Below are 20,600 nucleotides of genomic sequence, written 5' to 3'. Positions count from 1 at the left end.
TTTTTTGTTACGCGTAGGGATCGGGAATGGCAAGTCTCGCAAGCGCCGCGCGCTCGATCGCTTCCATCTCCTCGGCCTCGGCGTCGGTCTCATGATCATGGCCCAAAAGATGCAGCAGGCCATGGATAACGAGATGGGTGATATGGTTCGCAACCGGCTTGTCTTCCAGTGCCGCCTCGCGAGACACCGTCTCGGAAGCCAGCACGATATCGCCCAGCATCGGCGGCAGCTTGCCGCCTTTCGAAAACGAAAAAGCCGGGAAAGACAAGACGTTGGTGGGTTTGTCCTTGCCGCGCCATTCGGCATTGAGCGCCTGGATATGGGCATCGTCGGAAAAAACGACGCTGAGCTCGGAAGCGCCGCCCGCGCCGGTCTCGGCAAAAGCGGCCGCAACGGCGCGCTCGACCAGACGCGTCAACTCGGCTTCCGCGGGCCAAGCGCCGGCCTCGACGAAAATATCGATGTCGACCGGGATTCCGGCAGAGGATTTGTTGTCTGCAGCCATGCGGCCTTTGATCAGCTTTCGGCGCCGAGGCCTCGCGCCAGCTTGCCGTCGCGGTCATAGGCCTTGACGATCTCGGCGACCAGCGGGTGGCGCACCACGTCGCCTTCGTTGAAGCGGACCGTGACGATGCCCGGGACGCCGTCGAGGATGCGCAGCGCCTCGACCAGTCCCGACTTGGTGTTGGGCGGCAGGTCGATCTGGGTCGGATCGCCGGTGACGATCATGCGCGAGTTCTCGCCGAGACGGGTCAGGAACATCTTCATCTGCATCGGCGTGGTGTTCTGCGCCTCGTCGAGGATCACCGCCGCATGCGCCAGCGTGCGGCCGCGCATGAAGGCCAATGGCGCGATCTCGATGACTTCGGCGGCGATCGCGCGCTCGACCTTGTCGGCCGGCATCATGTCGTAGAGCGCGTCGTAGAGGGGCCGCAGATAGGGGTCGACCTTCTCCTTCATGTCGCCGGGCAGGAAGCCCAGCCGCTCGCCGGCCTCGACGGCCGGGCGCGACAGCACGATGCGCTCAACCATGCCGCGTTCGAGCAGCATGGCCGCATGCGCGACCGCCAGATAGGTCTTGCCGGTGCCGGCCGGGCCGATGCCGAAGACCATTTCCGAGCGCTCCAGCGCTCGCATATAGGCGTCCTGCGTCAGCGACCGGGCATAGATCGTCTTCTTGCGCGTCGCGATCTGAGCGGCCGAAACCTTGCCCTTGCGCTCCAAGGTGGGCAGCGTCAGCTGGTCGTCGGCGGCAATCGCCATGCGCACGGCGCCGTCGACATCCGACTGGCCGATGTCGACGCCCTTCTGCAGGATGCCGTAGAGCGTATCCAGCGCCCGGCGCGCTTGCTCGGCGGCCGGAGCCGAGCCTTTGATCGCAAGCTGGTTGCCGCGCGAACGGATATCCACGCCGAGCTTCTGCTCGAGCCGGGCCAGATTCTCGTCGAATTGACCGTAAAGGGCGCTGGCAAGCTTGTTGTTGTCGAAGGTCAGTACGATGTGCGCCATGTCGGAAGCCCCGGACGCCTGGTTCGGGGGCGGATTCTTCAGTTCAGCAGCGCTCAACCGTCTCTCCTCATCTGCCGAGGCCCGTCAGGCCAGTTCGGCGAACAGGCTATTGTAGCCGGTCCTTGTGATTCGTACGTCGATAATGTCACCGATTCCGCCGGCCTTGTCGTCAACAATAACGGGCTGCAGCCAGGGCGAACGGCCAACTTTCTGCCCTGCCTGCCGGCCAGGCTTCTCGATCAGCGTGCCGATGGTCCTGCCGACCAGGCTCAAGCCGAAATCCTGCTGCTGCCTGAGAAGCAGAGCCTGCAGAGCCTGCAGACGCTCGTCCTTCACCGCTTCCGAGACATGGCCATCCATTTCGGCACCCGGTGTGCCGGGGCGCGGCGAATATTTGAACGAGAAAGCCGAGGCATAGTTCACCTCGCGTACCAATTTCAGTGTCGCTTCGAAATCCTCATCCGTCTCGCCGGGGAAGCCGACGATGAAGTCGCCGGACATGGCGATATCGGCGCGGGCGGCGCGAATGCGCTCGATGAGCGCCAGATAGTCGCGCGCCGTATGGCGCCGGTTCATCGCCTTCAAAATCCGGTCGGACCCCGACTGTACCGGCAGATGCAGATAGGGCATCAGCGCCGGCAGGTCCCGATGCGCGGCGATCAATTCGTCGTCCATGTCGCGCGGATGGCTGGTGGTGTAGCGCAGCCGCGCCAGGCCGGGGATTTCCGCCAGACGAAACAGCAGGCGGCCAAGGCCCCATTCCTCGCCATTTTCGCCGATGCCGTGCCAGGCATTGACGTTCTGGCCGAGCAGCGTCACCTCGCGCACGCCGGCCTCGGCGAGGCGCTCGGCCTCGGCGACGATCTGCGCCACCGGGCGCGAAACCTCGGAGCCGCGCGTGTAAGGCACCACGCAGAAGGTGCAGAATTTGTCGCAACCTTCCTGCACCGTCAGGAAAGCGGTGACGCCGCGCCTGGCAAGCTCGGCGCGCTTCGGCTGCGGCAGATGCTCGAACTTGTCCTCGACGGCGTATTCGGTCTCGACGATCTTTTCGCCGCCACGGACCCTCGCCAGGACGTCGGGCAGCCGGTGATAGGTCTGCGGGCCGATGACCAGATCGACCGCTGGCGAGCGGCGGATGATCTCGGCGCCCTCGGCTTGCGCCACGCAGCCGGCGACACCGATCAGGAGCTCGCGGCCAGCCTCGGCGCGTTCGGCCTTCATGTCGCGAATGCGGCCAAGCTCGGAATAGACCTTTTCCGCCGCCTTTTCGCGGATATGGCAGGTGTTGAGCAGCACAAGATCCGCATCTTCGACGGCGTCGGTGGCGACATAGCCGTCTGCGGCCAGCGCATCGGTCATGCGCTGGGAATCGTAGACATTCATCTGACAGCCATAGGTCTTGACGAAGACCTTTTTCGCCGCCCGGTCCGTGCCAGCCGAGTGCTCGGCGGCAGCGCCGATGTCGTGGCTTTCAATCGTGTTCAATTCCATCGGGCGGCTTCTAGCGCCTTTCCGTGACAAAAAACAGACGAATCTGCCCGAAGCAGGTCGTCCCGACAGGACGCGCTTCAGGTCTTTTTTCTTTATGTATGTCGTTATCCCAAAACCGCTATGCACTTTGGGCAAAATGCATCGGCTACCGGCTCTTGGCCGGATCGGCGAGGACGGCCTGCATCATCTCGCGCACCCTGGCTTCCATCAGCCGTGCCGTTTCCTTGCGGTTCGAGCCCTTGGAGAACGGCACAGGCTCGCCGAAATGCACCTCGGCATCGATCGCGCCTTCGGCAAGCAGGGTTCTCAGGTGCGGCATCAAATCCTGATCGCCGATCCAGGCGGACATCGGCCGATGGCGGCGGCCCATCGGCATGCCATGCAGGCGCGTATAGGCGATCGCCAAGGGCTGGATGAAGACCTGGTCCGCCGCACCTTCCGAAATCGCCATCGAGGCGGCGCCGAAGAGCGTGCTCTTGAACGGCAGCACAAGGTTGCCGTCCCCGGTCGAACCTTCGGCGAACAGCACCATGGCGTCGCCTTTTGCCATCCTTTTGGCGATCTCGCTCGCCTGGTCGCCGGAGGTGCGCTTGCGCTCGCGCTCGATGTAGACCGTGCGCTGCAACTTGGACAGCATGCCGATCAGCGGCCAGCCTTCCATATCGGCCCTGGCGATGAACTTCACATCGACAAAGGAGCCGAGTACCATGATGTCGGTCCAGGAGATATGGTTGGCCGCGATCAGCAGCGGACGTTCCCTGGCCAGCGCCCCCTTCACATGCACCCGCATGCCCAGCGCCCTCAGGATCATGCGATGCCAGATTTTCAGGATGAAGGTCTCGGGCCAGAGTCCCGTCTTCATCGACAGTATCTGCAGCGGCACCAGCACCAGTGAACAGATGATGACATAGAAGAGCGCCAGGAAAATCCGCAATTTCTTGATCATTCGCTCCGCCCTATCGCGCGGACTGGCTAGCGAAGATCGCGGCGCATGACAAGCGCGCCGGTCGGACCGTGCTCGGTCGAACGGTAATAGTTCGGGCGGTGACCGACCTGGATGAAGCCGAGCCTGCGATAAAGCGCGATCGCCGGCGCATTGGTCTCGTCGACCTCGAGGAAGAGCGCTTCGGCGCGCTGCGCATGAAGCTCGCGCAGCACCGCATCCATCAATTGCCAGCCAAGACCCTGCCGGCGATGCGTGCGGGCGACGGCCACGGTCAGGATCTCACCCTCGCCGGCCGCGAGCCGCGCCAGCACGAAACCGACCGGAGGTTTCGATCCCTGCCCTGTCTCGCGCGCGGCGTAGCCGAACACCGTGTCCTGTTCGAGCAGCGCCGCGAACTCGCCATCGGTCCAGGGCCGCACGAAATCCTCGCGATGCAGTTCCGAGACGGCGGCGCTGTCGGCAACCGTCAGCGGCTCCAGCGCATAGTCCCTGCGGCGCGGCTGAAAGAACGGTATGCGCATCAGGCGTCGTTTCCTTTTGGACCACGACTTTTCCGCAAAACCGCCTCCCCCTTTTTGGGATCATGGTCTTCCTTTGGGCCATTGTCCTGTCTTGGAAGAATGAAGCCCGCCTGCGGCTTGGCGTCGGCGCCGCGCAGATAGAGCGGCTTGGGCTTTTCGCCCGGCCCTCTGGCCGACGCCAGCCTGGCATAGGTCGCGATGTCGGCGGTGGCGGCAACCGGGCCGGTGTCGAAGGCCCGTCCCGCCGCTGCGGCAATCTGTGGCGCAGCGGTGCCGACAAGGACGGCATCGGCGCCGTTGGCCATGATCGCCGCCTCGGAAAGCGTGGTCACCGAAGGTCCGTAAGCCCCCGCTAACGCTTTGTCAAAGAGCGCCGCGTGGATTTCGTCGCGGCCGGCATCGAGCGCGGCAAGCACCGCGCGCCCGGGAAAAGCTTTCGCACCCTCCGCCGCCAGGGCTTCCAGCGTCGTCACGCCGATCGCCGGGATTTTCAACGCCAGCGCCAGGCCGCGCGCGGTCGAGACGCCGACGCGCAGGCCGGTGAACGAGCCGGGTCCGATCGAGACGGCAACGGCGTTAAGGTCAGGGTAGCCGATGCCGCCCGCTTTCAAGGCCGTCTCGATGACGGCCATCAGATGCTCGGCATGCCCCTTGCCTAGGTCGCGCACTTCGCGGCCAAGCTCCTTCCCCGCGCCCGCGTCATAGACGCAGGCGGCGCAGAGATTGGCAGCGCAATCGATGGCAAGCAGCTTCATACGGGCAGCTTCATACGCCGGTTAACGAACTGGATCGAAACACAATTCCCTCTGCCCGGCATAGGCCGCCGCCGCAAGGGCCAGGGCGGAGAAATGTTAAGCGGCTTCGGTTCGGCGCCACAGCGGCATCTTGGTGTTGTCAGGCCTTGGCCGCGATGCACAGCATGTGATTGTCCCAGACATAGTCCGGTTCGGAACGGGTGGCGCCGGCGCCGACGACGATTTCGCCGGCGCCGGTCGTCGCCATGAAGCCGGCGCCGTCGGGCGCGACGCCGCAGACCTCGACCAGCGCTCTTGTCGTGACCACGCGTCCGCTGGCGGCATCGATGACGGCCAGCGAATTGCCCTCCGGCGAGGTGACGGCGACCGTGCCCGTCGCGGCATTGGCGGCGACCGAGCCGATATAATTGCGGAAGCCCGAGAGCACGTCCTGCGGCATTTCTAGGAGCTCGAGCTCCTTGCCGCGCGCGGCGCGGCCGACCAATGCCGGCCGATCGGTCGCCGGCCCGCGATACTGGCAGCCGAACCAGACGGTGCCCACCTGGTCGCGATCCATGTGGCGGATCGAAAGCTGATGCAGCGCCGGCGGCAATTCGTGCTTTTCGATGAGGTCGCCCGTGACGCGGTCGACCAGCGTGTAGGACGGCTTCATCGTCGCGATGTTGAGCTCGGCGCGGCCATAATCGGGATGGGTTTCGATGCCGCCATTGGCGACGGCTAAAGTGCGGCCATCGCCAAGAAGGAGCAGCTCATGCGGCCCCATGCCGTAGGTCGGGAACTCGCCGACGCGATTGAATTTCGCCCGCGCATCGTAGACGCCCACGACACCTGCCGCGTTGTCGAAGTCGTTCTCCGTAGCGTAGAGCAGAGCGCCGTCGGGCGAGAACACGCCGTGGCCGAAGAAATGCCGGCCGGCGATGCTGGCGATGGTCAACGGCTTGTCGCGGCCGGCATGGTCGAAGACCACGGCAAAGGTGCCGGGCTGGCGGGCGAAGACCACCGAACGCTTCGACACCGGATCGAAAGTGACGTCATGGCCGCGATCGGGCAGACCGATCGTGTGCAGGATTTTCCCCGCCTCGGAGAGCACGGCGGCGCCAAAACTGCCGTCGCGCTTGACGAAGGCCGTGGCGAACACCGCGTCCGCGGCAAGCGTGTCCGCCCATGCGCGCGGCGCCATGGCGGCGGCGAAGCCCACGCCCGCGGCCCGCAGGAAATCGCGGCGCTCGATGAGGACAGTTCTCACGGCATCAATCCCCATCCAGCGACGAGAAGCCGGCGGTCAGGCCGAACTCGGCGGTCATCCTGGTGCCGATCAAGGTCGACAGGCTGGAAGTGATCAGCGCGAAGTGCTCGAGCTTGCCGCGCAGCGCGGGGTCGGCGAGCGCCTTGTCGATCGGACCGGCAACGGATTTCGCTGTCGTCACGCCGTTGCTGAGCTGGATGTGGATGGACTCTGCCATCCATTGCGCGTCGGCGGGCAGAGCGTCGCCGAGCCTGGAGGCTTGAAACAGCTGGTCGATGCCGGACAGGTTTGCGGCCAGTGAGGCCGCCGTGTTCTGCGAGCGCCAGTAGATCGCCTGCTTCGGCTTGTCGGCATCGGGTTTCGCGCCGAGAAAGCCCTTGAGCCGCACGTCGCGGATCATTTCCAGCTCGTTGATGAAGACGCCGACCAGTTCCGTCACAGCTTCGTTGCCGTCGCGGTAGAGCGGGTTCTTCGGCCCCGAATTGGCCCAGAGCGACGCAAAGCCATCGGGCTTTTGCCAGGCGTCGCGCACCTCGCCCGCCATCGTTTCGATATTGCCGGCAACCGCCGCGCCATAGGCGCAGCGGTAAGGATCGTCTTTCCCGGCAAGGGATTCGGCGCCGTCGCCGTAAAGCACATATTCGAGCGCGCCGAGGCCCTGCATGGCGACGCTCTTTTGCGCCAGTTGCGCCGGATCGGCGGCTGATGGGTCCTTGGATGCGAGCGTGGCCTGCACTTGCCTCAGGCCGATGCTCTTGCGGTCCGGCCAATAAAGCATGCGCTCCAGCCGGTTGTTCTCCTTGATCGGCCCGAAGGCGATGACCTCGGCCACCGACCAGGCCTCGACGGTGCCTGAAAATGCCGCGCGCGCCCCTTCGAGATTCTCCTTGGACGGCGCCTCGCAAAGCTGGCGCATCGCCTTGGTGAGGCCCGCCGCATGCTCGTCGAGGCTGGCATAGGTGGGGCGGACGAAGCCGTCGATCGCGCGGCCGATGACATCGGAAGCCTTGACCGCGGCTGATGCCGGCATCACGGCGGCCAGAAGGAACGGAAGAGCAAGGGCCAGACGTTTCGACATCAGAGCGACGCGTTTCGATATCATAGGGACTCCAGGAATTTGATCAGCGCGTCGCGATTGGCCGCGTCGGTGCCGGCGAAGCGGTCGCGCGCCTTCTGTCCCTCGCCGCCATGCCACAGGATCGCCTCGGCAAGCGTGCGGGCGCGGCCGTCATGCAGGTAAAAGGCATTGCCGTTGACCGCCGCGGTAAGCCCGATGCCCCAGAGCGGCGGGGTGCGCCACTCGCTGCCGCTCGCTTGGCCGACGCGTTGCCCATCGGCAAGGCCCTCGCCCATGTCGTGCAGCAGGAAGTCGGAATAGGGCCAGATCAGTTGGAAGGCCTGCGCCTTGCCGGGCGTGCCGCGCATGGTGACGAATTTCGGCGCGTGGCAGGCAATGCAGCCCATGTCGTAGAACTGCTTTTTGCCGGCAAGCACATCAGGCTTGCCGATATCGCGCCGCGCCGGCACGGCCAGGTTCTGCGAATAGAAGGTGACGAGGTCCATCACCGGCGGCGGCGCCTCGGCCGTGCCAAGGCGTTGCTGCACCCCGTTTGGCATGGCCAGGCAACCCTTCTGCGCCTCGGTGCAATCGCCCCAGGGTTTCCGCACTTCGGGCGTCGAGATGCCGATGTCGCCGGCAAAGGCATCGGCCGCTTGCTGGCGGATCGAGGCGGTCTGCGCCTTCCAGCCGAAGCGGCCCAAGGTCACCTCGTCGCTCAGCTCGTCGCGCACCATGTTCGGCTTGCCCGAAATGCCGTCACTGTTGCGATCGTCCGGATCGGCATTGGCGAGAATATCGGCCGGCGCGATCTGCTCGATCAGGCCCAGCCCGATCATCGGCGGCGTCAGGCGCGGCGACAGCGTGGTGCGCGGATCGAGCGGACCGTAGCCGAGATTTTCGATCGTATAGCTCGGCTTGCGCAGTGAAACGACGGCGCCGTCGCCGAGCGTCACCTTTTGCTCCTGGTAATCGACGCGCATCCGGCCTTCGCCCTTGAGCCCGGGAACCGCAAGGTCCTGCAGTTGCGCGCCATAGACAGGATCGGGAAAGTTCAGCAGCTTATGATCGGTGAGCGCGGCCCTTTCCTCGGCGCTATCGGCATCGCGCGCGAGTCTCAGGAACATCGATGTCGATCCGGCATCGCCTTCCGGAGGACGCCCGCGGCCATCCTTCAGATGGCAGTTCTGGCAGGCGCGTTCGTTGAAAAGCGGGCCGAGCCCGTCCGAAGCCTGGGTCGAGGACGGCGACGACACCCAGTTCTTGCGAAACAGCGCGTTGCCGAGCTTGAAGGTTCCTTCTTCCTCGAAGGTGATATTGGCGGAGGATTGCGAGAAGGCATCGCGGTTGATGTCCTTGCGCGAGGTGCCGGCGCCGCCCTGCATCAGCTCGAACGGCTCCGGCCTGGTGAAATCGGCCGTTGGCCTGGTGACCGCCAGAACCCGCGCCTGGTCCTTCGGCGTCAGGTCGGTGCGGCTCGTCGACAGGACGGCGGGCTCACCAGCTAAGGCGGATGCGGAAAGCATGATCGCCAGCAAAAGCGGTGCCCCGCGATAAATCCGGTATCGCGGGGTCATTTGGGACGGCAAGCCGTGAATCCCGGCCCACCACACGCGGCGCGAAAAATCTACGGGGCGCCGCATTCTCGCATGTCCTTACTCCGCCTCGTTGGCCGAGTCGGCATTGAGTTGGCCGTATTTTTCCTCGCCGATCGAGGCAAGCAGATCGAGCTGCGTTTCCAGGAAGTCGATATGTCCTTCCTCGTCCGCCAAAAGATCCTCGAACAGCTTCATCGAAACGAAATCGCCTTCGTCCTGGCAGATCTCGCGCGAGCGCTTGTAGGCGGTGCGTGCGTCATATTCGCCGGCGAGATCGGATTCGAGCACTTCCTTGACATTCTGGCCGATGCGCAACGGCGCGACGGACTGCAGGTTCGGGTGACCCTCGAGGAAGATGATGCGCGCGATCAGCCGGTCGGCGTGATGCATCTCCTCGATCGATTCCGCCCGCTCCTTCTTTGCCAGCTTGGTGTAGCCCCAATCCTCGAGCAGACGGTAATGCACCCAGTACTGGTTGACGGCTCCAAGCTCCAGAAACAGAGCTTCATTAAGCCGCTCGATGACCTGCGGTTCGCCTTTCATGGGTTCTGCTCCCGTATTGGCCGCGCAAGCCTCGCACGCGATCCAGGTGTGAAACGATGTCCACGCCCCCCGCCTCCGAGCGGGCGTGGTAATTCTCGGTGACCCGAATGATCGTTTCCACCACATTTGGGAAACAGCCGCAACAGCGACCGCGCTTGGCCATCGCGTGGTAGACCTTAGCGGGCACGATCAGCTGCCAGGGATCCTGATCCAGCAGGCCGACGATCGTCTGCTCGATCTCCTTTTCGGTGATGATATTGCAATGGCAGATCAGCATCTACTTGCTCTGGCTGACGGCGCCGTTCCGGCGCCGCTTGGCTGGTTTCTCAATTGGGCGCGATCTTGTCCAAAGACCGGTTATTGGGACCATGCCCGATCTTACTTGAACACCTTGTCGGGCGCGTCGAGGCTGTCAGAACCCTCGAAAGCGATCTCGTTCAGCTTGAGCGAGCCGACGGCGCGCTCGATCGACTTGGTCTGGTCGATGAGGGCGTCGATCGCCGCCTGCACCGTGGCGTTACCTTCCGTGTTGCCCTCGGCGATCTGCTGGTCATATGCCTCGCCGGCAAGGGCACGCGCCTGGATGGCCTCCATCTTGGCGACGGTGGTGTCGAGTTTGCCCGACAGCTCCTTGTCGATCGCCGGATCGGCGGCCTTCACCATGTCGGACACCGACGGACCCGAGACCACGGAGCCGTCGAGCCGCTTGTAGCTGGCATGGTAGGCATCGCGGATCCCGACCGCGTCATAGAGATGCGAGATGTAGGTGTTGTCGGAGAAGCAGTCGTGCTCCTCTTCCGGGTCGTGCAGCAACAGGCCGAGCTTCATGCGCTCGCCGGCGAGCTCTCCATAGGAGAGCGAGCCCATGCCGGTGAAGATGGTGGAGATGGCGGCATTCGCGTCGCCCTCGGTGAGGTTCTTGCGCGCGGCGCCGTCTTCCTTCCAGTTGCCGACCATTTCCTGCAGGTCGGACACCAGAAGATCGGTCGCCGATCTCAGATATTCGGCGCGGCGATCGCAATTGCCGCCTGTGCAGTTCTTGAGGTCGTAGTCGGTAAAGGGCCGTTCGCCGGCGCCCGGCCCGGTGCCATGCAGGTCCTGGCCCCAGAGCAGGAATTCGATGGCGTGATAGCCGGTCGCGACATTGGCTTCGACGCCGCCGGCCTCCTGCAGCGTGCCGGAGAGGAACTCGGGCGTTAGCTTCGAGGCATCGACCTTCTTGCCGTTGATCTCGATTTCCTTGTTGGCGATGACATTGGCCGTATAGAGCGCGTTTTCGTCCGACTCGGTGCCATAGCTCTTGGCGACATAGTCGATCAGGCCCTCATCCAGCGGCCACGAATTCACCTTGCCTTCCCAGTCGTCGACGATCTTGTTGCCGAAGCGGTAGACTTCTGTCTGCTGGTAAGGAATGCGCGCCGCCTTCCAGGCCTCGCGCGCGGCGTTCAGCGTGTCTGCCGAGGGGCTGGCAATGAGCGCATCCACCGCCTTATCCAGCGCCTGCGCAGTGGTCAGAGAATCCTCGTATTTGGCTAAAGCGATGTCGGCATAGGTCTTGATCACCGCCTTGGCGTCCGTTTCGGCTTTGGCCGGCAACACGAACACCGCCGCGGTCAGTGCAGCCGTGGCGCAGATCGCAGCCACCCTGCCGCCATTACGTGCCGTCATCATCCTTCTCCAGTTCTTTGGAAATTCAACAAAAGGCGCCCACCCGCGCCGAGGCATATTCATGCCGGGAAAAATGGTGGCCGCGTCGATGCGCGGTTCGCGATAAAAAGACACCCACTTGCCTCCAATCGAAAGGGTTCAAGGCCCAGACATCAAAGGGATGCGCTTTGCGCGCAGCTCTCCATAAAACGATGGAGAGGCTGGGAGTCAACTGGTGAGATAGAAAATATTCAATTGAAACAACAGTTTAGAATTATTCTAAACTACAAATGTCAACTTTAAGCCCGGGACTGCCTCGCTGGACCGATTGACAGACAGCCATTCTGGGTGCGACCCGATGCGCGGCTCTTGCGGCGGCGGCAGACAATCGCCACCTGGCGCAAGAGCCTAGATTTTCTGACAAAAAGGATTGCGATGACCAACGGGGTTGTGATTGTCGGTGCGGGCCATGCCGGCGTGCAGGCCGCCGCCAGCCTGCGCGAAGAGGGCTATGAAGGGCCGGTCGTGCTGCTCGGCGACGAGCAGGACCTACCCTATCACAAGCCGCCGCTCTCCAAGACCTTCATCAAGGACACCGAGGCCAAGCCGCAGCCCTTGCGCGGCGAAGCCTTCTACACTGGCAACAACATTGATTACCGGCCGGGAGTGCGCATCGACGGCATCGATGCCCGCGCGAGCCGGCTGAATGTCGCAGGCGGTGGAACGCTTGCCTTCGACCGGCTGGTGCTTGCCACCGGCTCGCGGCCGCGCCTGCTCAAGCTCGACGGCGCCGGCCTTGCTGGCGTGATCTCGCTACGCTCGCTGGCCGATGCGCGCCTGATCCGCGAGCTCAGCGCGCAAAGCGAGGACGTGGTCATTATCGGCGGCGGCTTCATCGGCCTGGAGATCGCGGCGACGCTGAGAGCGGCCGGCCGCAACGTCACCGTCGTCGAGGCGGTCGACCGGCTGCTCGGCCGCGCCGTGGCGCCGGTCATCGCCGCGCATGTGCGCCAGCGCCTGGAAGCGATCGGCGTGCGCATCCTGACCGGCACCACCATTGCCCGCCTCGAGGGCCAAGGCGGCCTCGTCTCGGCCGCGATCACGTCGGGCGGCGAACGCCTGGCGGCGCAGATGGTGATCATCGGCATCGGCGTGGTGCCCAATGTCGAACTGGCTGAAGCCGCCGGTCTGGCTACCGGCAACGGCATCCGCGTCGACCAGCATATGCAAAGCTCTGTTCCCGAAATCCTCGCCATCGGCGACGCGGCCTCCTACCGGCATTGGTTCACCGGCGGCGACGTGCGGCTGGAATCGGTGCAGAACGCCACCGACCAGGCCAGGCTTGCCGCACGCACCGTCCTCGGCCATGCTGAGCCCTTCTCGGCCGTGCCGTGGTTCTGGTCGGATATCGGCGACATGAAGCTACAGATGGTGGGCCTGACCCAAGGCGGCGATCACCATGTTGTGCTGGGCGATCTCGCCGAGAACAAGTTCTCGATCTACCACTATGCAGGCAACCGGCTGCTCGGTATCGAATCCGTCAACCGCCCGGCCGACCACATGCTTGGCCGCAAGATGCTCGGCGCCGGCTTCTCGCCGACGCCGCAAACGGTGGCAGGCGGGCCGGATGCGCTGAAGGCGGCGCTTGCGGCCTTCAGTCAGGACGAACCGGCAAGGGCCAACGCGTAAGGCTTGCCAATTTTTGCCATAGGCCATAAAATGGCTGAATGAGCACGATGAATATTTCACTGCCCGACAGCTTGAAGAATTTTGTCGATCAGCAAGTGACTGATCGAGGCTATGGCACGAGCAGCGAATATGTGCGTGAATTGATCCGCCACGATCAGGATCGTCAACTTTTGCGGAGCTTGCTCCTGGAGGGTGCGTCATCCGTGCCGGGCGCGCCCGTTGACGACGACTATTTCGCAGCGTTGAGGAAACGAGCGCAGGGCCAATAAGTTAGTGGCCACCAAGCCAATCATTCCTCGAAGCCTTGCTCTGCGCGATATCGAGGACGCTGTCGATTATTATGTACGTGAAGCTGGTTCGCACGTGGCGTTAGGCTATGTCGAGGACCTTCAGAATGCCTACAAGTTAATAGCCAGCCACCCAGCATCAGGCTCTCTGAGATATAGTTATGAAGTTGGGTTGCCCGGCCTACGCAGCCTGCCGCTCAAGCGTCATCCATATTTGATCTTCTATATTGAACAGGCAGACCACATCGATGTGTGGCGCGTGCTTCACGCCAAGATGGATATCCCATCCTGGTTACAACATCCGGGCTCCTGACGGCTTGCGCGCGCCGGTGCAGACCGTCAGAAGAGCACCGCACCATCCTCAGGCGGCCCGCGCCTCGCGGATCGAGGTTTCCAGGATATCCAGCGCCTCGGTCATGACGCCGTCCTGGATGGTGATCGGCGACAGGAAGCGGATCACGTTGCCGTAGACGCCGCAGGTAAGCAGGATGAGGCCCTTGTCCAGCGCCTTCAGCCTGACCGCGTTGGCGAACTCCGCTGACGGAAGCCCCTTCTTCACGTCGTTGAACTCGACGGCGTTCATGAAGCCCGGACCGCGGATGTCGACGATCTCCGGCACGTCCTCGCGAATCGATACCAGCCGCTGCTTCAGCCTGGCGCCCAGCGCATTGGCGCGGTCGCAGAGCTTTTCTTCCTCGATGACGTCGAGTACGGCGTGCGCGGCGGCGACGCCGATCGGGCTGCCGCCATAGGTGCCGCCGAGCCCGCCGGGGCCGGGCGCGTCCATGATCTCGGCGCGGCCGGTGACGGCCGACAGCGGGAAGCCGCCGGCGAGGCTTTTGGCCATGGTGGTGAGATCGGGCGCCACATCATGATGATCCATGGCGAACATCTTGCCGGTACGGGCAAAGCCGGTCTGCACTTCGTCGGCGACCAGCAGGATGCCGTGCTGGTCGCAGATCTTGCGCAGTGCTGCCATGAAATCGCGCGGCGCCTCGTAGAAGCCGCCCTCGCCCTGAACCGGCTCGACGATGATGGCTGCAACGCGGCCCGGATCGACATCGGCCTTGAACAGCTTGTCGAGCGCGGCAAGCGAATCGGCGACCGAGACACCGTGCAGCGCCACCGGGAACGGGGCATGGAAGACATCGGCGGGCATGGCGCCGAAGCCGACCTTGTAGGGCACGACCTTGCCGGTCAGCGCCATGCCCATGAAGGTGCGGCCATGAAAGCCGCCTGAAAAGGCGATGACCGCCTGGCGGCTGGTGGCGTTACGGGCGATCTTGATGGCGTTCTCGACCGCCTCGGCGCCGGTGGTGACGAACACGGTCTTCTTGTCGAACTTGCCGGGCAGCAGGCCGTTCAGCCGCTCGGCGAGATGCACGTAGCTTTCATAGGGTACGACCTGGTGGCAGGTGTGAGTGAAGCGGTCGAGCTGCTGCTTGACCGCCTCGATCACCTTCGGATGGCGATGGCCGGTGTTGACGACGGCGATGCCGGACGAGAAGTCGATATAGCGGCGGCCTTCGACATCCCAGATTTCCGAATTCTCGGCGCGATCGGCGTAGATCTGAGTCGTCATGCCGACGCCGCGCGAGATCGACTGGTTCTTGCGTTCGGAAATGGCTGAATTCTTCATATCGTCCCTCAATCGGGGCCATCCTTCATTAAGACTGGGCCCGTTCTCGTTTGCTGCCGTTGAAATCCCTTCTGACCTTATTTCACGTTTTGCTCAAGTCGGCACGTGGTCCAGTCAATTGGGCCTGCCCCAGATAAAGCCTCCTGGTACACCTGGGCAGGGACGCGGCTTGGCAATTGCGGGCTAAACCCTCACAAATCCTTCGCTGGCCCTCAACAGATTGCGCGTATAATCCTCGCTGACGCGATGGCCGATCAGCTGGCTCGCGGTCAGCGTCTCCACGGCCTCGCCATTCTGCATCACCATCAGCCGCTCGCACATATGGGTGATGATGGCGAGGTCGTGGCTGACCATCAGGAAGGTGAGCTTGCGGCGCCGCCGCACCTCTTCCAGCAGGTTCAGCACTTCCGCCTGCACCGAGGCATCGAGCGCCGAAGTCGGCTCGTCGAGCAACAGGATCGAAGGTTCGAGGATCAGCGCACGCGCGATGGCGACGCGCTGGCGTTGGCCGCCGGAGAGCTGGTGCGCGTAACGAAAGCGGAAGCCCTTGCCAAGCCCTACCTCGTCCAGCGCGCGCTCGATGCGCTTCTCGCCGTCGGCAATGCCGTGGATGGCCAGAGGCTCCTGCAGCAGGCGGTCGACGGTCTGACGCGGATGCAGCGAGCCGTAAGGATCCTGAAAGACCATCTGCACCTCGCGATAGAACGCCTTGTCGCGAGTTTTGCCGAGCGTCTTGCCGTTGACGGTAATGGTGCCTGCGGAAACCGGCGCGAGACCTGTGATTGCTCTCAGCAGCGTCGACTTGCCGGAACCGCTTTCGCCGACGAGGCCGTAGGATTCGCCTTCCCTGACTTCGAGGCTGACGCCCTTCAGCGCGCGAAACCGGTCGAAGACCACTTCCAGCCCTTCGACAGTGATGGAAGCCGTCATGCCGCCCACTCCGGCTTGCGGTCGAGCACCGGCAGCGGATGGCGCTCGAAGCCGATCCTGGGCATGCAGTTGAGCAGGCCGCGCGTATAAGGATGCTGAGCGTCGCGCAGCTCCGAAGCCTTGATCTGCTCGACCACCTTGCCGGCATACATGACGACGACGCGGTCGCAGAAGGAGGAGACCAGGCGCAGATCGTGCGAGATGAAGATCAGCCCCATGCCGCGCTCGGCGACGAGCTTGTCGAGGATATTGAGCACGTCGAGCTGCACGGTGACGTCGAGCGCCGAGGTCGGCTCGTCGGCGATCATCAATTCGGGTCCGGTGACCAGCATCATGGCGATCATGGCGCGTTGGCCCATGCCGCCCGAGACCTCGTGCGGATAGAGATCGAAGACGCGGGCCGGGTCGCGGATCTGCACCGCCTGCAGCATCGCCAGCGCCCGTTCGCGCGCTTCGGTCTTTCCTACCTTCTCATGCGTGCGCAGCGTCTCGACGATCTGGCGGCCGATGGTCATGACCGGATCGAGCGAATATTTCGGATCCTGCAGGATCATGGCGATGCGGCTCCCCCGCAGCGCCCGGCGTTCACGCGGCGACATGGAAAGCAAGTCCATGCCGTCGAAGGCGAGCTTCTTCGCCGACACCTCGGCCTGCGGCGGCGTGAGCCCCATGATGGCGCGGCCGGTCTGCGATTTGCCGGAGCCGCTTTCGCCGACGATGCCCAACCGCTCGCGACCGAGCGAGAAGGAGACGCCGCGCACCGCCTGCACGAGGCCGGTGCGGGTCGGGAAGGTGACGCGCAGATCGTCGACCTCGAGAAGCGTGTCGCTCATTGGTCGCCACTCCGGGGATCGAGCGCGTCGCGCAGGCCGTCGCCGAGCAGGTTGAAGCCAAGGCTGACGATGAGGATGGCGGCACCTGGGGCTGCGGCCACCCACCACTGGTCGAGGATGAAGCGGCGTCCGGATGCGATCATCGCGCCCCATTCGGGCAACGGCGGCTGCGCGCCGAGACCGAGGAAACCAAGGCCGGCGGCGGTGAGGATGATGCCGGCCATGTCGAGCGTGACGCGGATGATCAGCGAGGAGATGCAGAGCGGCATGATGTGGCGCAGCACGATGCGGAAGGGCGAGGCGCCCATCAGCTGCACCGCCTTGATGTAGTCGGAATTGCGCACCGTCAGCGTCTCGGCGCGCGCGATGCGCGCGTAGGGCGGCCATGAGGTGATGGCGATCGCCAGCACGGCGTTCTCGATGCCGGGTCCGAGCGCCGCGACGAAAGCCAGCGCCAGCACAAGCTTCGGAAAGGCGAGGAAGATGTCGGTGATGCGCATCAGGATCGTGTCGGTCCAGCCGCCGGCATAACCGGCGATCGTGCCGACCAGAAGACCGATGGGCGCGGCGATGATGGCGACGAGGATCACCACATAAAGCGTCCAGCGCGAGCCATACACGATGCGCGAGTAGATGTCGCGGCCGAGGTCGTCGGTGCCGAACCAGTGCACGGCGCCGGGCGCCAGCAGTCGGGCATTTTTCAGATCGCCGACGGTCGGCGAATAGGGCGCCAGCACATCGGCAAGGGCGGCGACCACCAGCAGCGCGATGATAATCAGCATGCCAACCAGCGCCAAGCGATTGGCGGAGAAGCGGCGCCAGGCGACATAGGCGCGGCCGAGCCTCGCCTGCAGGCGCGAGGCCGGTCGGTCGCTCAGCAGCCATGCGCGACGGGAGAAGGCGCCGGCGTCGGCGGCGGTCATGACAATGCCTCCTGAAATAGTCGACCCCCACTCCGGTCTGCTTCGCAGACCACCTCTCCCCCGTTCGACGGGGGAGAAGAAAGGCGCCTGGCATGCGACCAGCTTTTCCTCTCCCCCGGGCACGAAGAGAGGCGGCCCGAAGGGCCGGAGCGGGGGTGGCTGGCCGCGGCCAAGCCCAAAACGGCAATAGCTCCGATCATCCGGTCTTCGTCCTTGGATCGAGCAGCCGGTAGAGCAGATCGGAGAAAAGATTGATGGCGATGAAGACCGAGCCGATGGCAATGGTGCCGCCGAGCACGGCGTTCATGTCGGCGTTCTGCAGCGAGTTGGTGATGTAGAGGCCGATGCCCGGCCAAGAGAAGACGGTCTCGGTCAGCACCGAACCTTCGAGCAGGTTGGCGTAGGAAAGCGCGATCACCGTCACCATCGGCACAGCGGCGTTGCGCAGCGCGTGGCCCCAGATGATGCGCGTCTCCGACAGGCCTTTCGCACGGGCCGCGACGATATATTCCTGCGCCAGCTCGTTCAGCATGAAGGAACGCGTCATGCGGCTGATATAGGCAAGCGACAGGTAGCCGAGCAGCGAAGCCGGCAGGACGATGTGGCGCCAGGCGTCGTAGAAGACGTCCCACTGCCCCTGGATCGCGGCATCGAGCAGGTAGAAGCCGGTGATCGGCGTGAACGTGTATTCGTAGACGACATCGAGCCGCGCCGGAAAGGCGATCCACTGCAGCTTGGCGTAGAACAGCACCAGCCCGAGGAGCCCCAGCCAGAAGATCGGCACGGAATAGCCGATGAGGCCGACGATGCGGGCGATCTGGTCGATGAGGCTGCCGCGCTTGACGGCGGCCAGCACGCCGAGCGGCACGCCGATGACAGCGCCGATGATCGTGCCCAGCGTCGCCAGCTCGATGGTCGCCGGGAAAACGCGGCGGATATCGGTCATCACCGGATTGGTGGTCAGCACCGACGTGCCGAAGTCGCCGCTCAGCGCACTTTTGACATAGAGGTAGAACTGCTCGATCCAGGGCAGGTCGAGACCCATCTCGCGGCGCGTGCGCTCGACGACGGCAATAGGAGCGCGGTCGCCGAGCACGGCCAGAACCGGATCGATCGGGATGACGCGGCCGATGAAGAAGGTCACCGCGAGCAGGCCGAGATAGGTCGTCACCGCGACGACCAGGAAGCGGCCGAGCGACGACAGGACGGCAACAGCGCGGGCGCTGCCGCGCCCCGCTGCCGCCTGGTTTTCAGCTACGCTCACGCGGCGCGCCCGAAGACACTATTGCTTGGAGACCGCACCGACGAAGTTGGTGTCGAAGCTCGGGCCGAGCGCGAAGCCCTTGAGGTTCTTGCGCAGGCCGGCCACTTCCAGCTGCTGATGGATGATGACGAAGGGGCTGGTGTCGAGGATCTTCTTCTGCAGATCCTTGTACATGTCGGCGCGCTTGGCGGCGTCCTTCTCCAGAAGCGCTGCTTCCGTTTCCTTGGTCAGGTCCGGAATGTCCCACGAATTGCGCCAGGCGAGCGTGTGGGACTTGCCGGCATCCGAATTGTCGGGGTTCGAGGCGAAGGTCTGGGCGTTGGAGTTCGGGTCGAAATAGTCCTGGCCCCAGTTGCCGATGTAGATGTCGTGGTTGCGGGCGCGGTATTTGGTCAGCGTCTGCTTACCGTCTCCCGGAATAATCTCCAGCTTGATGCCGGCCTGGCCGAGCGTCTGCTGGATCGATTCCGCCATGCCGGTGGTCGGCTGTCCAGTGCGCACGTCCATGGTCACCTTGAAGCCGTCCGGCAGGCCGGCCTTGGCAAGCAATTCCTTGGCTTTGGCGACGTCGAGCTTGAACGGGTTATCGTCGATGGCGCCGAGATCGCCCTTGGGCAGGAAGGACTGGTGGATTTCGCCGATGCCCTTGAGGATGGTGGTGCTGAGCGCGTCGTAGTCGACCAGATATTTGAACGCCTGGCGCACCTCGGGCTTGGCGAGGTTCGGGTTCTTCTGGTTGAGGCTGATGTAATAGACCGTGCCCTTCGGCGCGCTGGTGGTGGTGAGATCGGCGTTCTTGGCAATGGCATCAAGGTCGTTCGGCTCGAGATTTCGGGCGACGTCGATATCGCCGGCTTCGAGCGCCAGGCGCTGTGCCGAGCTTTCCTTCATGTTGCGGTAGATGACGCGGGCGAGCTTGGCCTTCTCGCCGTTGTAGTTGTCGTTGCGCTCCAGGACGACGGCCTCGTTGGCGCGCCATTCGCGCAGCTTGAACTGACCGGAGCCGGCATAGCCGGTCTTCAGCCAGGCATTGCCGAAATCATTGTCCCATTTGTAGTCGGCGCTCGGCGTGGCGGCGGCGACATGTTCCTTGACCAGCTTGGCATCCACGACCGACGCGACGGTGGCCGACAGGCAGTTCAGCACGAAGCTTGGCGCATAGGCCTTGTCGACGACGAACTGGAAGGTGGTGTCGTCGACGGCCTTGGCCTTTTCGGTGACGTTGTCGCCGGTAATGCCGAACTGGTTGATGATGAAGGCCGGGCTCTTGTCGAGCTTGACGGCGCGTTCGAAGGAATAGGCGACGTCGGCGGCGGTGATCGGATTGCCGGAGGCGAATTTCATGCCGGGCTTCAGCTTGAACGTATAGGTCAGGCCATCATCGGAAACGGTCCAGCTCTCGGCGAGGTCGGGCTTGACCTTGGAGGTGTCGTTGAGATCGAGGCGGACCAGAAGATCATAGGTGTTGCCGGTGACCTCGGCCGTCGACAGCTCGAACGCTTCGCCCGGATCCATCGAGATGATGTCGTCGATGGCAAAGCCCTCGACCAGCGTATCGGCGGGCGTGACCGCGAAAGCGGGCGCGACGAGCAGCGCGGACAGCGCGGCGCCGGCAAGCAAGGCGCGCGAGCGGAGAGCAAACTTTTCCAGCATCATAGTGATCGTTCCCTGTTTTGTTGACCTGAGTTCCCGGCTCAGGGCTGTATTGTTCTTTGCAAG

21 protein-coding genes are annotated in these 20,600 nt (G+C 63.9%); 3 read left to right on the top strand and 18 right to left on the bottom strand.

What is annotated here, in order from left to right; genetic code table 11:
• Positions 1–7: 7 nt before the first annotated feature.
• The 12 genes from ybeY to LB515_RS10920 form a co-directional block, all read right to left on the bottom strand.
• Positions 8–505 carry an rRNA maturation RNase YbeY gene (ybeY, locus tag LB515_RS10975; protein WP_224707715.1) on the bottom strand — a complete coding sequence of 166 codons (498 nt, stop codon included), beginning with the start codon at positions 503–505 and terminating at the stop codon, positions 8–10.
• Positions 506–516: 11 nt separating this feature from the next.
• Positions 517–1,509 carry a PhoH family protein gene (locus tag LB515_RS10970; protein ID WP_411962568.1) on the bottom strand — a complete coding sequence of 331 codons (993 nt, stop codon included), beginning with the start codon at positions 1,507–1,509 and terminating at the stop codon, positions 517–519.
• Between the two features lie 84 nt (positions 1,510–1,593).
• Positions 1,594–3,003 (bottom strand): tRNA (N6-isopentenyl adenosine(37)-C2)-methylthiotransferase MiaB, encoded by a 1,410-nt coding sequence (gene miaB, locus LB515_RS10965; protein WP_224707714.1) that lies wholly within the window; start codon positions 3,001–3,003, stop codon positions 1,594–1,596.
• 145 nt (positions 3,004–3,148) lie between these two features.
• The gene (locus tag LB515_RS10960; protein WP_095765975.1) at positions 3,149–3,949 is read right to left on the bottom strand and encodes a lysophospholipid acyltransferase family protein; all 801 of its coding nucleotides are present in this window, start codon (positions 3,947–3,949) and stop codon (positions 3,149–3,151) included.
• A gap of 26 nt (positions 3,950–3,975) precedes the next feature.
• Positions 3,976–4,470 carry a ribosomal protein S18-alanine N-acetyltransferase gene (rimI, locus tag LB515_RS10955; protein WP_095765976.1) on the bottom strand — a complete coding sequence of 165 codons (495 nt, stop codon included), beginning with the start codon at positions 4,468–4,470 and terminating at the stop codon, positions 3,976–3,978.
• Entirely contained in the window at positions 4,470–5,225 is a 756-nt protein-coding gene (gene tsaB, locus LB515_RS10950; RefSeq protein WP_224707713.1) for a tRNA (adenosine(37)-N6)-threonylcarbamoyltransferase complex dimerization subunit type 1 TsaB, read from the bottom strand. The genes rimI and tsaB overlap by 1 nt, the downstream gene beginning before the upstream one ends.
• 139 nt (positions 5,226–5,364) lie before the next feature.
• Positions 5,365–6,471, bottom strand: coding sequence for a DUF1513 domain-containing protein (locus LB515_RS10945; RefSeq protein ID WP_224707712.1), 1,107 nt, complete (start codon positions 6,469–6,471; stop codon positions 5,365–5,367).
• Between the two features lie 4 nt (positions 6,472–6,475).
• Positions 6,476–7,549, bottom strand: coding sequence for an imelysin family protein (locus LB515_RS10940; protein ID WP_224707727.1), 1,074 nt, complete (start codon positions 7,547–7,549; stop codon positions 6,476–6,478).
• 20 nt (positions 7,550–7,569) lie between these two features.
• Complete coding sequence (locus LB515_RS10935; RefSeq protein WP_411969127.1) at positions 7,570–9,105, bottom strand: di-heme oxidoredictase family protein; 1,536 nt, start codon at positions 9,103–9,105, stop codon at positions 7,570–7,572.
• 78 nt (positions 9,106–9,183) lie between these two features.
• The gene (gene bfr / locus LB515_RS10930; RefSeq protein WP_095765979.1) at positions 9,184–9,669 is read right to left on the bottom strand and encodes a bacterioferritin; all 486 of its coding nucleotides are present in this window, start codon (positions 9,667–9,669) and stop codon (positions 9,184–9,186) included.
• Complete coding sequence (locus tag LB515_RS10925; RefSeq protein ID WP_224707710.1) at positions 9,635–9,946, bottom strand: (2Fe-2S)-binding protein; 312 nt, start codon at positions 9,944–9,946, stop codon at positions 9,635–9,637. Before LB515_RS10925 ends, bfr begins: the two co-directional genes overlap by 35 nt.
• A gap of 101 nt (positions 9,947–10,047) precedes the next feature.
• Positions 10,048–11,337 (bottom strand): imelysin family protein, encoded by a 1,290-nt coding sequence (locus LB515_RS10920; protein ID WP_224707709.1) that lies wholly within the window; start codon positions 11,335–11,337, stop codon positions 10,048–10,050.
• Between the two features lie 414 nt (positions 11,338–11,751).
• Between LB515_RS10920 and LB515_RS10915 the strand changes: the two genes are divergently transcribed.
• The 3 genes from LB515_RS10915 to LB515_RS10905 are packed head-to-tail and all read left to right on the top strand — an operon-like array spanning position 11,752 to position 13,605.
• Positions 11,752–13,005: an NAD(P)/FAD-dependent oxidoreductase gene (locus LB515_RS10915; protein WP_224707708.1), complete on the top strand. Its 1,254-nt coding sequence runs from the start codon at positions 11,752–11,754 to the stop codon at positions 13,003–13,005.
• A gap of 38 nt (positions 13,006–13,043) precedes the next feature.
• Positions 13,044–13,274: a type II toxin-antitoxin system ParD family antitoxin gene (locus LB515_RS10910; RefSeq protein WP_224707707.1), complete on the top strand. Its 231-nt coding sequence runs from the start codon at positions 13,044–13,046 to the stop codon at positions 13,272–13,274.
• Between the two features lie 4 nt (positions 13,275–13,278).
• Positions 13,279–13,605: a type II toxin-antitoxin system RelE/ParE family toxin gene (locus LB515_RS10905; protein WP_224707706.1), complete on the top strand. Its 327-nt coding sequence runs from the start codon at positions 13,279–13,281 to the stop codon at positions 13,603–13,605.
• 48 nt (positions 13,606–13,653) lie between these two features.
• Here the strand turns inward: LB515_RS10905 and LB515_RS10900 are convergent, their stop codons facing one another.
• The 6 genes from LB515_RS10900 to LB515_RS10875 form a co-directional block, all read right to left on the bottom strand.
• Positions 13,654–14,931 (bottom strand): 4-aminobutyrate--2-oxoglutarate transaminase, encoded by a 1,278-nt coding sequence (locus LB515_RS10900; protein ID WP_224707705.1) that lies wholly within the window; start codon positions 14,929–14,931, stop codon positions 13,654–13,656.
• Positions 14,932–15,114: 183 nt separating this feature from the next.
• On the bottom strand, positions 15,115–15,861 hold the full coding sequence (locus tag LB515_RS10895) for an ABC transporter ATP-binding protein (RefSeq protein ID WP_224631242.1): 747 nt from the start codon (positions 15,859–15,861) through the stop codon (positions 15,115–15,117).
• On the bottom strand, positions 15,858–16,694 hold the full coding sequence (locus LB515_RS10890) for an ABC transporter ATP-binding protein (protein WP_224707704.1): 837 nt from the start codon (positions 16,692–16,694) through the stop codon (positions 15,858–15,860). Before LB515_RS10890 ends, LB515_RS10895 begins: the two co-directional genes overlap by 4 nt.
• Positions 16,691–17,617, bottom strand: coding sequence for a nickel transporter permease (gene nikC, locus LB515_RS10885; protein WP_224707703.1), 927 nt, complete (start codon positions 17,615–17,617; stop codon positions 16,691–16,693). Before nikC ends, LB515_RS10890 begins: the two co-directional genes overlap by 4 nt.
• A 196-nt stretch (positions 17,618–17,813) precedes the next feature.
• A complete protein-coding gene (locus tag LB515_RS10880) occupies positions 17,814–18,881 on the bottom strand; it encodes an ABC transporter permease (protein ID WP_140843758.1) in 1,068 nt (355 codons plus the stop codon).
• An 18-nt stretch (positions 18,882–18,899) separates the two neighbouring features.
• Positions 18,900–20,537: an ABC transporter substrate-binding protein gene (locus tag LB515_RS10875; protein ID WP_140843760.1), complete on the bottom strand. Its 1,638-nt coding sequence runs from the start codon at positions 20,535–20,537 to the stop codon at positions 18,900–18,902.
• Positions 20,538–20,600 lie beyond the last annotated feature (63 nt).

Origin of the sequence: Mesorhizobium sp. CA15 (assembly GCF_020165215.1) — a bacterium.
Classification (GTDB): Bacteria; Pseudomonadota; Alphaproteobacteria; order Rhizobiales; family Rhizobiaceae; genus Mesorhizobium.
Note: the sequence above shows the minus strand (reverse complement) of the source record. Positions and strands in the feature narration are given on the sequence as shown.